Source organism: Enterobacter sp. PTB, assembly GCF_051130085.1.
GTDB classification, from domain to species: Bacteria; Pseudomonadota; Gammaproteobacteria; order Enterobacterales; family Enterobacteriaceae; genus Enterobacter; species Enterobacter ludwigii.
The window spans coordinates 1-13,046 of the sequence record NZ_JBDKEE010000013.1 but is presented as its reverse complement, the minus strand read 5'-3'; the positions used below and the strand labels follow the sequence as shown (position 1 = coordinate 13,046).

Annotated in this window: 12 protein-coding genes and 1 tRNA gene; 10 read left to right on the top strand and 3 right to left on the bottom strand. The window is 47.8% G+C overall.

Annotation, left to right across the window (positions count from 1 at the left end):
- The first annotated feature begins 2 nt into the window (after positions 1-2).
- From AAIR21_RS16365 to AAIR21_RS16325, 9 genes are all read left to right on the top strand, one after another.
- Positions 3-737, top strand: coding sequence for a hypothetical protein (locus AAIR21_RS16365; RefSeq protein WP_434681574.1), 735 nt, complete (start codon positions 3-5; stop codon positions 735-737).
- A 24-nt stretch (positions 738-761) separates the two neighbouring features.
- Positions 762-1,037: a hypothetical protein gene (locus tag AAIR21_RS16360; RefSeq protein ID WP_434681570.1), complete on the top strand. Its 276-nt coding sequence runs from the start codon at positions 762-764 to the stop codon at positions 1,035-1,037.
- A 63-nt stretch (positions 1,038-1,100) separates the two neighbouring features.
- Entirely contained in the window at positions 1,101-1,337 is a 237-nt protein-coding gene (locus AAIR21_RS16355; protein WP_434681567.1) for a host cell division inhibitor Icd-like protein, read from the top strand.
- A 40-nt stretch (positions 1,338-1,377) separates the two neighbouring features.
- A complete protein-coding gene (locus tag AAIR21_RS16350; RefSeq protein ID WP_434681565.1) occupies positions 1,378-1,650 on the top strand; it encodes a hypothetical protein in 273 nt (90 codons plus the stop codon).
- A gap of 4 nt (positions 1,651-1,654) precedes the next feature.
- Positions 1,655-1,903, top strand: a complete 249-nt coding sequence (locus AAIR21_RS16345; protein ID WP_434681563.1) for a Derepression protein — start codon at positions 1,655-1,657, stop codon at positions 1,901-1,903.
- A gap of 86 nt (positions 1,904-1,989) precedes the next feature.
- Positions 1,990-4,368 (top strand): primase-helicase zinc-binding domain-containing protein, encoded by a 2,379-nt coding sequence (locus tag AAIR21_RS16340; protein WP_434681561.1) that lies wholly within the window; start codon positions 1,990-1,992, stop codon positions 4,366-4,368.
- A gap of 1,083 nt (positions 4,369-5,451) precedes the next feature.
- Positions 5,452-5,724 (top strand): ogr/Delta-like zinc finger family protein, encoded by a 273-nt coding sequence (locus AAIR21_RS16335; protein ID WP_434681559.1) that lies wholly within the window; start codon positions 5,452-5,454, stop codon positions 5,722-5,724.
- A gap of 35 nt (positions 5,725-5,759) precedes the next feature.
- Entirely contained in the window at positions 5,760-6,269 is a 510-nt protein-coding gene (locus AAIR21_RS16330; protein ID WP_434681557.1) for a hypothetical protein, read from the top strand.
- A gap of 965 nt (positions 6,270-7,234) precedes the next feature.
- Entirely contained in the window at positions 7,235-7,387 is a 153-nt protein-coding gene (locus AAIR21_RS16325) for a type I toxin-antitoxin system Hok family toxin (RefSeq protein WP_434681555.1), read from the top strand.
- Between the two features lie 262 nt (positions 7,388-7,649).
- Here AAIR21_RS16325 and AAIR21_RS16320 read toward each other — a convergent pair whose 3' ends face one another.
- Positions 7,650-8,888 (bottom strand): Nramp family divalent metal transporter, encoded by a 1,239-nt coding sequence (locus AAIR21_RS16320; RefSeq protein ID WP_020883097.1) that lies wholly within the window; start codon positions 8,886-8,888, stop codon positions 7,650-7,652.
- Positions 8,889-9,238: 350 nt separating this feature from the next.
- Here AAIR21_RS16320 and AAIR21_RS16315 point away from each other — a divergent pair, with 350 nt between their 5' ends.
- Positions 9,239-10,426: a NupC/NupG family nucleoside CNT transporter gene (locus tag AAIR21_RS16315; protein ID WP_014171069.1), complete on the top strand. Its 1,188-nt coding sequence runs from the start codon at positions 9,239-9,241 to the stop codon at positions 10,424-10,426.
- A gap of 44 nt (positions 10,427-10,470) precedes the next feature.
- Here the strand turns inward: AAIR21_RS16315 and AAIR21_RS16310 are convergent, their stop codons facing one another.
- Both AAIR21_RS16310 and AAIR21_RS16305 read right to left on the bottom strand, forming a co-directional pair.
- Positions 10,471-12,660: a sensor domain-containing phosphodiesterase gene (locus AAIR21_RS16310; protein ID WP_025203504.1), complete on the bottom strand. Its 2,190-nt coding sequence runs from the start codon at positions 12,658-12,660 to the stop codon at positions 10,471-10,473.
- A 213-nt stretch (positions 12,661-12,873) separates the two neighbouring features.
- Positions 12,874-12,949 (bottom strand) — tRNA-Ala (locus AAIR21_RS16305).
- Positions 12,950-13,046 lie beyond the last annotated feature (97 nt).

The following is a 13,046-nucleotide window of genomic DNA, read 5'->3' as shown; positions in this document are numbered from 1 at the left end:
TTATGTCAGATGATATTATTGATGATAATGTCACGTTAGATGATTCCATAGACTCATTAAAAACTATTTTTGATGAGTGCTACAGAAATTTATCTGTCTCCAGTTCGGTAATGACTGACCTTGCTAATACTCTGGATAAAATGTATTCAGATAAAAAACTGGTTGAGGATAAGATCTTACAGATTACGGGTGAGATAAAAGAGATTGGCACCGACATTGATATAGAATGCGTTGAGGATGCCGAACGCATGAATGAACTAACGGGGGCTATTGCACGAAACGAATCGAAGAAAGTCATTATCAATGGTCTTAATAAGCTCATTGACAAATACAATGTTGATATCGAACTATTGCTCCTTAATAATTACCGCCATTATAGTGACTGGAAAGGTAAGCGAGGTGATGCATTAAATATATATAATCGCTATCGCACTATGCAACTGGCGAGAGACATACAATTAGCTATTGATGACGTTTTCTGTAAAAATGGCGTTTATCCTTACATTGATTGTGATGAGGTTAATAACATTATTGCAGGATATATTTCATCATCCATGTGTGAAATCAGGCATGCAGACAGCGGCTTAAGAAACATCCCTGACGCTGAATTCAACCTTATGTTTGATAGCGTTATTTCAGACATGGTTAATGAATTACCCGGCATTAATGGGGCAGATAATCACATTGTAAGGCAGCAGCGCATTGCAGAACTGACCAGACAAAAAGAATCACTGTAACTCCAGAATTAAAAGGAAAAACAAATGAAACAAATGACCATTTCTATTGGTAAGGAATCCATTACGCTGAATTCCGATGATAAGGACTTTTCACCCAAAATTAGCGCGTTGCTTTCATTAATTTCAGAGTCGGCAATGAGCGCGTCAAAAGACGAAGACTTCAAGGCAGACGGTCTTGGAATGTCTGTAGATGTCTCTGATAAGAAGGACGATGAAAAAGATGGCAAAAAATTTGAAAATAATGGCACCCAAAACAATAAAACCGCTGAACTGAATCAAGATGATGGTTGCTGGCTTTAATTAGAAAAGAAAAAGCCAAATTTACGAGATTCGGCTTTGGTTTACTCACGCACACACGAGAATATGTACATGATTAGTATACCTGCAATTTCATCATTTTCCAATCCCGTGCCGCATCAGTCACAAAGGCCACTGGCAGAGCGTTCGTATATGTGGTTGTTTCTGGCTGTACGACGTTCGGACATGAAGAACAAGCCGCACAGCATCAGAATCAATGCAACGACCTACCATGAAGCCAGAAAGAAAGTATCAGCCAGTTATGTTGCCTGTTTTGCCGGGCGGATACCTGTCATGTCGTAACGGCCTCAGGATGCCCCCATAATTTAATGAGGAGATAAATATGTCAGTACCGTATGCATTCGCAGTAATTAACATAGTTAAAAACACATCACCCCTGATTCCCTGCGGAAACTCAGTACCAGAAATAAGAGTGACCTCCGTTATGTTTACCGGGACGCGTGATGATGCGTTAAGAAAAGCAGAACACCAGCTTACCTGTGCAGGGTATGAAATCTTACGCCATGAATGCGTTAAAGAGGTTTCTGAGAGTGAGGCAAAAGAAATTCGCGCTAATGGCTTTATTGTCTGGCAACTTAACGAACGCAAAGAGTGAGAGCATGGATATCAAAAACCAACTCAGCATTGAAAGCTTTCACAAATTAAATCGCTCAATTGCCGTTTCGCAGGTCTTACATATTGTATTGAGTGATAGTTTTTGTGACGGATTTATACACAGATGTATCCCGCACATGTTTAGCTATATTCATGAAGATATCACCCACGTGTACAGGGAGTTAAAGGATAAAGGTTTATTTGAAAAGTGGTTAAAAATGCAGGCTCAGGAAAGAAATACTGAAAACCTTTAATAACTTGTATGTCTGGAACATATCACCACGTTCCAGATATACATAATCATTCGATTTATGCTTTCACCATTAAGGATGCTGACAAAGTGAATAAGCATTTTGTTTCAGATACGGCTAAAGCCGCTAAAAATCGCTGGCCTCAGTTATTACCTGTGCTGGGTATTAAAGTACCTGCAAACGGTAAACATGGGCCTTGCCCGAAATGTGAGGGCGTGGATCGCTTTCGCTTTGATGACATTGACGGGCGCGGAACGTGGTTTTGCTCCCACTGCGGAAGCGGTGACGGTATTGACCTGGTGCGCGTGGTTTCCGGGACTGATTTAGCGGGCGCAGCGCGCCATGTGGCTGACTCCATCGGCACGGCTCCTGCACAGGAAACCAAAACAGCGCCAGCCAGGAAAAAAGCCTCAGACGAGGAGAAGCGCGCCCGCTTTTCGGCGGGATATCAGGCCATGATTGCCGCCAGTAAAAGCGCAGAAAGCGAGTACCTGCAACGCAAAGGGGTGAACGGGTATCTTTTACCCTTAACCTCTGCTGACGTTCGCGCGGGTGGTGTGCTGTTCCCTGCTGGCTCGGCGGTACTGTCACTGCGTGATGCAACAGGGGGCGTCACAGGGGCGCAGCTTATCAGCCCGGAGGGCGAAAAACGGCTATTGCCCGGCTCTGTGCTGGCTGGCTCGTATATTGAACCTGAGCCGCTGAACGACGAGACGCCGGACGTTATCAGCATCACGGAGGGATTTGCTACCGCACTGGCGGTTAAGGCGCTGGGTGGCGGGTACGTCGTGGCTGCGGTATCAGCGAACAACCTGCGCAACGTGGCGCAGCTGATGCGCGGAAGATACCCACGGGCACGCCTGATTATTGCCGGAGACAATGACACCAGTGAGGGGGAGAAAAACACGGGGCTTGAGTCAGCAGAAAAGGCCGCTAAGGCGGTTAATGGCTGGGTTGCCGTTCCACCAGGGGAAAACAAAACGGACTGGGATGATTACCGCCGCAGCGCCGGACAGGATGCCGCATGTCAGGCATTCAGTGCAGGCCAGTATCAGCCGGGTAAGAAGCCGGAAAGCACTGAGAAGGATAAACAGGCGAAGCCCACCTTAAGCCAGATGGGAGCCAGCCAGCGCGGCGAGGTGCTTCTTGAACGCTATAACGGTGAGATGGCGCTAGACGGCCTTTCCGATACCGTCCATTACTATGACGGCGCGGCGTGGCGTCCCGTCAGTGACCGCGATTTGATGCGCGAAATGGCGTCAGTGTTTATCGCTGGCAGCATTCCGTTTTCACCGAATGCAATACGCTCTGCCGTTGATGCGCTGAAATTACAAATCCCCATGATGGGGGGAACGGCGCGGAACCTGATTGGATTCAGTAACGGGGTGTTTGACCTGCACAAAGGCGAGTTCCGGGCGCACCGTAAAGAGGACTGGTTACTGATTGCCAGTGACGTTGTATTCACCGCACCGGCGCCAGGCGAAAACCTGCAACAACACGCCCCGCATTTCTGGCAATGGGTGAGCCGTGCCGCATCCGGCAGTGAAGGCAAAATCGAGCGGATCATGTCAGCGCTGTTTATGGTGCTGGCGAACCGCTACGACTGGCAGCTATTCCTTGAGGTGACGGGGCCGGGTGGCAGCGGTAAAAGTATTTTTGCGGAGATTTGCACCATGCTGGCCGGGAAAAATAACACCGTATCGGCCAACATGGCCGCGCTGGAAAATCCGCGCGAAAGGGCGATTGTCGTGGGGTATTCGCTAATCATCATGCCAGACCAGACCCGCTATGTTGGCGACGGCTCCGGCATCAAGGCCATTACCGGGGGCGATGAGGTCAGCATTGACCCAAAACACAAAGCGCCCTACTCAACGCGTATTCCGGCTGTGGTGCTTGCCGTCAATAACAACGCAATGGCATTCAGTGACCGCAGCGGCGGCGTGTCCCGCAGGCGGGTTATCTTCCACTTTGGCGAAGCCGTACCGGAGAGCGAGCGAGATCCACACCTGCGGAGCAAGATTGCGCGTGAACTTCCGGTGATTATCCGCCACCTTCTCAGGCGTTTTACCAACCAGCAGGAAGCCAGGCAAATGCTGGTTGAGCAGCAAAAATCCGAGGAGGCGCTAGCCATCAAGCGAACTACTGATTCACTGGTCGATTTTTGCGGCTATCTGCTGGCCTCCATCGAGGCTGACGGGATGCTGATTGGTAACGCTGAGGCAATACCGTTCAACCCGCGTAAGTACCTCTATCACGCTTATCTTGCATACATGAAGGGGAACAACCTTGCGAAGCCTGTTTCTGTTAAGCGCTTCGGGCTGGATATGCCGGGGGCTCTGGCAGAGTTCGGAAAGGAGTACATGCGCAAAAAAACCAAGCAGGGGATCCGCAGTAATATGAATCTTGATGACGATTGCGCAGGTGAATGGCTACCGGAGGCGACGGGAACAGGCCAGCCAGAAGAATAGCTTTTTTCTGTCAGGTGGCAGAGTTTAAAAATAAATGCGTTTGATTGTTCACCACTGTTCACCAGCAACAAAAACCATTCATATACAATGAGTTAAAGGGTGAATAATCATTTTTCAATTGTTCACCACTGTTCACCACTGTTCACCTTTTTTGCTTAGCATGGGTGAACGATGGGTGAACAAAGGTGATGAGTTGAATTCTGTCTGTTCACCACTTAATCTAATGTTTAATAAGGTTTTTTATCACGGGTGAACAGAGTGAACAATCAGAGAGAATATTTTAAAACAAGGGGGGGGTATACCGTTCGACCTTAGTAAAAAAGTGTGAATATTCAATTTAATTATATAGTTATGATTATTGATTGAAAAATAACCTGAACACCAGTAAGCGACACTGTGCACCTTCTCCCGTTACAGCTTTTTTCCTGGCTGGCCATCTCGTGAAAACGAATCCAAATCCGGCAGATTTTCACCATTCCAGTTCATTCTAGAGCGTAATAATCACGCATGTTATCTGTTCTGGGTTTGTGTGTTTTTTATCCATCATTTGAATTTCTTCCACAACGAGCGGGGGCATCGGAAAACCGTCACAAACGTCACAAGGTTTAAAAACTACTCATATCTAAATGATTTTAAAGGATAAATAGCCAAATCAAAAACCATCACAAAAGCATCACAAAACCATCACAGTGTGACGGTTTTAAAGCGTCACAATTCGTTTCCCTAACTCATTGATTTCTCTTGTTGTGACGTTTTCTGTTGCGTTTTGTGATGGTTTTACCGTCACAACTTTTCTTCATGTAAATCAAACGGATAACAGGTGTTTTGGGTGGGTGTGACGTTTGTGACGGTTTTCCGATGCCCCCGCTCGCTGCGGAAGAAAAAGAGGAGTGCCAGTTATTTCACAGAACCGCATGAGCTATGCTGATTATATTAATTAAAGGGTATATAACGTTAACTAAATAATAAATTAGACATTACATGTAGTTATTCATTGTCTTTGTGGTGATTGAGTTTTACATCTTGATTATGTTTTTTCGGTTATGTAGGGTTTTCCGAAAATAATTGATATGGAGTGTGTTTATGAGATTGTTTATGGTGCATTGTGGAAAATGTGAGAAGCGAGCACACATAAAAAAAACAGTATGGATTACGCCGGATGTCGGGACTATTTACTGTGCCTGTACAAATGTTGAGTGCGGGCACACGTTCACAATGAGCATTTCATTTTCTCATACGCTAAGCCCGAGTGCCTTAGATACCGCTGGTGTCGTCAAAACGCTGATTGATTGCCTGTCGCCTGAACAGCGAAAGAATACCGCTTTAATACTGAATGATTCAGCAAAGCATAAATAATTTTACTGGTAATATCATGTGGAGGATTGCAGGAAATGAGCAGAGAGCATTTATTAGGGATGATAGTTCACGAGTATCACTATCAAAATATCAATCACACTATCTACAAGTGGATTGAGTTAACAGCAATGTTTATTGTCATGCTTTCATTTTTATTATTCGCTTACTGTCTTTATTCTTTATGCTCCATACCAATTATTCTTTTCTTTGGTTCAGCAATGCTAACGGTGCTGGCGTGCTTATATGTTATTACTGTTTCACCGGGAACTATATCCCGGAAAGCAAAACAGCGGCGTGATGCCATCACCGACGTAAATAAGTTAATCCCATTAATGAGCAATACGGAACTTTCATTATTTTCATCAGAATACACCTCATGGGTATTTGGTGAGCGTGGCCTTATTGATGGCCTCATTGATGATGCGGCAACCCTCATGCTGCACTCATTATCAGGAAAGCCCCCGGTATCATTACCATGCATCACGCTGAAACAACGCGTTCTGGCAACCATCATGCGCCCGCATCTTCGCCAGACAGCTGCATGATGTCGAAGAAATAAAAATCCTCCTGTGCGCCTGTCTGCGCCACGTTGTAACCCTCTCTGTAGCAAGAGCATCATCATGCCCGTTACGTCAGCGTAGCGGGCGCTGTGTGCGCTCCATTTCACCATCACTCATTACCTGCCCATACAAGAAAAAAATGAAATCCACTTAAGACCCAACGCCACCTAAACGGCGCTACCCCCTCCCGCCTGCGCTTTTCCCGTCTTTGTGATTTTTGCAAACAGAAATCAGCGCAAAATCCCCCTCCAGAACCCGCGCCACAAGGGCTTTTTCGATAATGTGTTTTTGCACGAATTGAAAAGAATTTCAGTAAATTGCAAATGCAGTGCAATACAATCACGGCAAAAACACCACTTAACACAATGATTTTTAAGTAAATGAGAGGCTTTATGTCTGATTTTCAGTGAAAGCAATGCAAATTGGCGTTTTTTCATTCCTGATTAAGTTCATTTCAAAACAATGACTTATGAAAACATGCTGTGTAAACAAAACTGAAATCATTGCAATGCGATAGCGGCGCTCGTGATGCCGGGATGGTGGTCACTGACCACAGCAGAGGGTGACTGAAAACAGGGGGTTAGTTTCATTTTGTTACATGTGATGCAAAGGCAATCTACATGCAGACATAACGGCATTTTTAAGCCTGTTATTGACTGTTTTTGAAATACCTTGTTACGGGAGGTGTGCGAGGTGGTTAGAGGTCGTTAGATACCGTTAAATTACTTACTTGTAATGCTATGAATCTGCTAGACTTGCGCCGGGTGCCTGGGAACTGTCTGTTCCGGGTATCCTGGAGCAGATAGAGAAAAGGCCCCGAGTCATTAAATCAACTCGAGGCCCCTCTTATGCGTGACAACATAAAGGTAGCCTCTTACCCGCCTGAATGCAAGCCTAAGCTAATCCAAAGGAAGCTAAAGCAAGCTAGGGCAAATGAAAGGAGGCTGGCTATGCCGCTAAAATCTATTGTTCTGTGCCTGGTAGTCATCTGTATCACTATTCTGGCATTCACCTTAATGACACGTAATACGCTTTGCGAGTTGCGGATCAAAGACGGAGACAAGGAGGTAGCGGCTGTGCTGGCCTGCGATTCTGGACGGTAAGGCAACCAGGCGGGGAAGCAATTCCCCGCCCTCAGTTGTCAGGCGCAGAGCTTCCCGGCACCCTTTCCACATTCTTTACATCGATGCATTAGCCAGCCTACGGGCTGGCATTTTTTTGCCTGTAAGAGGCTGAAATTTGCTTTCAGGCCTCTTGCATGTGGTCACTTTATGGATCGCGTTAAAATAATATCCTTATTAATCCATGTGTTAACGCGCGAGATATGGTTCCTCCCGGCTCCTTTTTCTTTGGTTCAACGCGATGCTATAACCCCAGTGCAGTGCCGACCAGGAGCCACAGGTTCAACGACACCACTACCGCCACAATGACCCAACCGGTTCGTTTCACCAGCGTGCTGTTCACCAGTTCGCCCATCAGGCTTTTGTCACTGGTAAAGATCAGCAGCGGCACCAGTGCAAGCGCGATACCAAAACTCAGCAGTACTTGGCTCATGACCAGAATTCTCGTGGGATCCAGCCCCATCAGAATCACAACAAAGGAGGGCAGCATGGTCACGGAGCGACGAACCCAAAGCGGAATGTGGAAACGGACAAAGCCCTGCATCACCACCTGCCCTGCCAGCGTCCCCACAACCGTTGACGAGAGACCGGCCGCCACCAGGCTCAGCCCGAATATCGTGGCAGCAGCGTGGCTCAGTAACGGCTCCAGCGTAAGGTATGCCTGGTCGAGATCGGCAATACCGGTGTGACCGTTAAAATGGAAAGCGGCGGCAGCGGTCGCCATCATCGCCAGGTTCACAAAACCGGCAATGGTCATGGCGATCGCCACATCCCATTTCGTCGCAGAGTAACGCTCTTTGCGCGTCCCGCCGTGCAGGTGCTGAGTCAGCGAGGAATGCAGGTAAATGACATGCGGCATGATGGTTGCGCCCAGCACACCGGCGGCCAGGAATACCGCTTCAGAGGTTGGCAGGCTCGGGATAATCATCCCTTTGCTGAGCTGTGCCAGATTCGGCTGAGAGAAAATCAGCTCGACGATATAGGCCGCCGCCACAAACAGCAGCAGCCCACCGATAACTTTTTCCAGCGGTTTTTGACCGCGACGCTGCAGCATCAGGATCAGGAAAGTGGCAATCCCGGTGAGCACCGCGCCCTGAAGCAGCGAGACGCCGAGGATCAATTTAAAACCAATCGCGGCCCCGATGAATTCGGCGAGGTCGGTTGCCATGGCGATAATTTCCGCCTGAACCCAGTAAAGCCATACCGCCGGACGCGGATAATGATCGCGAATTTGTTCAGCCAGGTTTTTGCCCGTGGCAATCCCCAGCTTCGCAGACAGCATCTGGATCAACATGGCCATCAGGTTAGCCCACACGACCACCCAGAGCAGCTTATAGCCGAAGCTGGCCCCGGCCTGAATATTGGTCGCAAAGTTACCTGGATCGATATAGCCGATGGCAGCAATGAACGCAGGTCCCATTAACGCGAACCGCAACTTGCGCGCTGCTCTGCCACTGCTACCCTCTACGCGACTGTTTGTCATTTCTGCCTCTGGAAATATAGCCTTTGCTATGTTTAATGCTATCAAAATGAGAATGATTATCAAGATCATTTAGTGAGTTTATAGTGATTTCTCTGATAGCTTTGAACAATAGACGGGCGGGTAAGGTGGGGCGATCTAACAAAACCTGCAATCGCGCACGCTTTTGTGAAGACTAGCACACAAACTTAACTTTTCACGCATTTACCTAACATAACAAAAATGTATTGTGGATCACTAATTTTGAGACTCGTCACAGGATGTAACTATAGTGTGTCCTTGATCTCGTTTTCTTTTCGCTTGTTACATAGAATGTGCACGAAAATTAAACCTGCCTCATATTTGGAGCAAATATGGACCGCGTCCTTCATTTTGTCCTGGCACTCGTTGTCGTTACTGCGCTTGCGTTACTGGTCAGCCATGACCGTAAAAAAATCCGCATCCGCTTTGTTGTTCAGCTTCTCGTTATTGAAGTTTTGCTCGCGTGGTTCTTCCTGAACTCCAACGTGGGGCTTGGCTTCGTAAAAGGCTTCTCCGAAATGTTCGAAAAACTGCTCGGATTCGCCAACGAAGGGACGAACTTTGTCTTCGGTAAAATGAACGACGAAGGTCTGGCGTTCTTCTTCCTGAAGGTACTGTGCCCTATCGTCTTCATCTCTGCGCTGATCGGTATTCTGCAACACATTCGTGTTCTGCCCGTCGTTATCCGCGCCATTGGTACCGTACTCTCCAAAGTTAACGGCATGGGTAAACTGGAATCGTTCAACGCCGTCAGCTCCCTGATCCTGGGTCAGTCTGAGAACTTCATCGCCTATAAAGACATCCTCGGTAAGATGTCCCGCAACCGCATGTACACCATGGCAGCCACCGCAATGTCTACCGTCTCCATGTCTATCGTGGGTGCGTATATGACGATGCTGGAACCTAAATACGTGGTTGCCGCGCTGGTCTTGAACATGTTCAGTACCTTTATCGTTCTCTCTCTGATCAACCCGTACCGTGTTGACGAAGGCGAAGAAAACCTGCAGATGGCAAATCTGCATGAAGGTCAGAGCTTCTTCGAAATGCTGGGTGAGTACATTCTGGCTGGTTTCAAAGTGGCGATTATCGTTGCGGCGATGCTGATCGGCTTTATTGCCCTGATTTCTGCCCTGAACGCCCTGTTCGCAGCGGTTCTGGGTATCTCCTTCCAGGGCATTCTGGGCTACATCTTCTACCCGGTTGCCTGGGTGATGGGTGTTCCTGCACATGAAGCGCTGCAGGTAGGCAGTATCATGGCGACCAAACTGGTCTCTAACGAATTCGTTGCAATGATGGATCTGCAGAAAATTGCCAGCACGCTCTCTCCACGCGCGGAAGGCATCCTGTCCGTGTTCCTGGTCTCCTTCGCTAACTTCTCTTCCATCGGTATTATCGCCGGTGCGATTAAAGGTCTGAATGAAGAACAGGGTAACGTGGTTTCTCGCTTCGGTCTGAAGCTGGTTTACGGTTCTACGCTGGTGAGCGTACTGTCTGCCTCTATTGCGGCACTGGTACTGTAACACCTGCAGCGAAATAAAAACCGGGAGCTCAGCTCCCGGTTTTTTTATGTCCGTAATTCATTAAGCGGTTTGGGTTTGCCAATCAGGTAACCCTGCAGATAGTCGACCCCGAAGTGAAGCAGCTTCTCCCGCTGTTCCGGCGTTTCAACATATTCGGCCACCACACTCAGTGATTTCGTCTTCGCCAGGTTGCAAATCGACTGCACGATCATCGCATCCATATCGTCGGTACAGATATCTTTCACAAAGCACCCGTCAATTTTGATGATGTCCGCCTGCAAACGTCTGAGACGTTCGTAGTTGGCATATCCGGTGCCGAAATCATCAATCGCGATCCGGAAACCGCAATCCCGCAACTGCTGAATGTTTTTGATACTGCTGCCCGAATTAGAGAAAGCCTGCTCTTCGGTGATCTCAATCACCACCGCCTGTGGTGCAACCCCATAGCGTTCAAAGAGCGAGCAAATCTCGATGGCCACCTCTTTTTGCATCAACGTCAGGGGCATCAGATTGACAGAAAAACGCACACCGGCATGCGTCGCTGGATGATCGCGCAGCCACACCAGTAATTTTTCCATCACGCACATGTCGAAGCGGTGGCTCAGGTTAAACTGGGCAATTAGCGGTATAAAGCGGTCTGGGGTGATGATCTCGCCCTCGCTTTCCATGCGCGTCAGTATTTCGTAATACCCGCTACCATCTGCCTTCTGGATTGGCTGAGCGTATAAATGAAACTGTCCGGCATCCAGAGCATGTTTGATGCGCGCTAACATCAAAACCCGCTCGGTTGTTTGTCCTGATGCCACCTCGAGGCTATTGGTGAGCGCCAGTACATTATGCGCTCCGCAAGATTGCTCAGCCAGCCAGCTGAGCTGCCCCAGCGTATGGTGTAACTTCTCACCGTTCTCAACCATTCCCCAGGAAGCGCCAAATTCAATATCCAGCCCGGTGTTGTTCCAGACAATCTTACGGCTGTTCAGCTGATCGACCATATGCTGCAGGCGCTCAGCGGTTCCCGGCCCCAGCAATACCAGCACCAGTTCGCTGCCCGGGAGCTGGAAAAGCCGCTCATCTTTTTGCAAAAATGGCTGCAGCGAGGTGGTCACCATCCGTTTGCAATGCACCCGCATAAGAATGCCGTAGTGACGACTCAAGAACTCGAGGTTGTCCATTCGCAGACAGCACACTTTGGCATCAGGGTGGTCCTGCAAAAAATCTTCCAGTGCACGAATGTTCGGTAAACCGGTCAGCGGATCGGTTAGCGCCCTGTCCTGCCAGTCCTGCTTCAGCCACTCGCTGCGCTGATAAATCCGCGACATGTAGAGCAAGCAGATGGCGAAAGAGATAAGGACAGACAGAATAAAGGAGAGCGAATGGCCTGACTCCACGCCATTGAGGAAATTATAGTTATAGGTCAACAGCAGAAGTGCAGATGCCGCCCAGAAAAGAGAAATGAGCGCGTAGCTCAGGCGACTGATCCCTAACGTAAAGAGAATAAAAATCACTGGCATTAAATAGCCCGCAATAATAGGTGACTCAAAAGGAGCACATAAAATTGCGAGGATGACGATTAAAAGCATCAGCCAGACTAATATATATAGCGATTTCTTTTGAAAAAACACGGGCTTTACACTGCGTCGCCAGAAGGTGATGGCATAACGTGGATTAATTATCATTCTTAACGGGTAATAGAACATCATGGTAAATATCAACGCCGCGCAGATCAGACTTTGTATATCGACTACGTTATAAATTGCGGTACCTTCACCGAAGAAGGTTGAGATAGTAACCGGGAAATGGAACAAATAACCTGCCAGGTACATCGACACTTTTATGCCTATCGGTACCATAAAGCCGAGCCAAAATATCCGTAACCCAATATGCTTGTTCGGCACGCAGTAGCGCCAGCGCTTGCCCAGTATGATCCTGAGAATGCCGCACCCCGCAAACACCGAGAACGTCTGACAGAACAATAAAACTGAATATTGTAGCGGTGCTAAATCAATGCTGAATATATTAGTGATAGTAAAACTTAACAGAACAGGAATAACCGCCCGACGCCCAAATACCAGAATAACCGCCAGCATTACGCTTAAAGGCAGCCATGCTAAATATACGTCATGACCATTAACAACAGCGCGCGGAGAGATATAACGGGAGAATGGCACCGCAACCAGGCAAAGCGCCAGGGCAGTTATAAATATCTTTACATTATTGTAAGTTTTTCTATTCATTAAGTTAGATAATCTATTTTCCATTCGTATCATTGACCGGATGGATAATAGGTTTATTAATTGCGCGAATCAAGTTGAAGTCTATTTATAGACCGCTTTATTGATTTTGATTGAGGTGAGGTACAAAAATACCTCTATTTCAGCAACAAATTAGGGTGAAGGGTTTTACAAAAGCATAAAAAAACCCCCGTCTTTCGACGAGGGTTCAAATTTTGGTGGAGCTAAGCGGGATCGAACCGCTGACCTCTTGCATGCCATGCAAGCGCTCTCCCAGCTGAGCTATAGCCCCACATGTTGACTTTACTGACCGCACTCTGTTGGGTTCAGAGTGTGGTGGAGCTAAGCGGGATCGAACCGCTGACCTCTTGCATGCCATGCAAGCGCTC

Coding starts and splice junctions, on each gene's coding strand:
- AAIR21_RS16330 (WP_434681557.1), top strand. CDS start 5,760: ATGAGCAGAGAGCATTTATTAGGGATGATAGTTCACGAGTATCACTAT.
- AAIR21_RS16355 (WP_434681567.1), top strand. CDS start 1,101: ATGTACATGATTAGTATACCTGCAATTTCATCATTTTCCAATCCCGTG.
- AAIR21_RS16310 (WP_025203504.1), bottom strand. CDS start 12,660: ATGAATAGAAAAACTTACAATAATGTAAAGATATTTATAACTGCCCTG.
- AAIR21_RS16325 (WP_434681555.1), top strand. CDS start 7,235: ATGCCGCTAAAATCTATTGTTCTGTGCCTGGTAGTCATCTGTATCACT.
- AAIR21_RS16335 (WP_434681559.1), top strand. CDS start 5,452: ATGAGATTGTTTATGGTGCATTGTGGAAAATGTGAGAAGCGAGCACAC.
- AAIR21_RS16345 (WP_434681563.1), top strand. CDS start 1,655: ATGGATATCAAAAACCAACTCAGCATTGAAAGCTTTCACAAATTAAAT.
- AAIR21_RS16360 (WP_434681570.1), top strand. CDS start 762: ATGAAACAAATGACCATTTCTATTGGTAAGGAATCCATTACGCTGAAT.
- AAIR21_RS16365 (WP_434681574.1), top strand. CDS start 3: ATGTCAGATGATATTATTGATGATAATGTCACGTTAGATGATTCCATA.
- AAIR21_RS16315 (WP_014171069.1), top strand. CDS start 9,239: ATGGACCGCGTCCTTCATTTTGTCCTGGCACTCGTTGTCGTTACTGCG.
- AAIR21_RS16350 (WP_434681565.1), top strand. CDS start 1,378: ATGTCAGTACCGTATGCATTCGCAGTAATTAACATAGTTAAAAACACA.
- AAIR21_RS16320 (WP_020883097.1), bottom strand. CDS start 8,888: ATGACAAACAGTCGCGTAGAGGGTAGCAGTGGCAGAGCAGCGCGCAAG.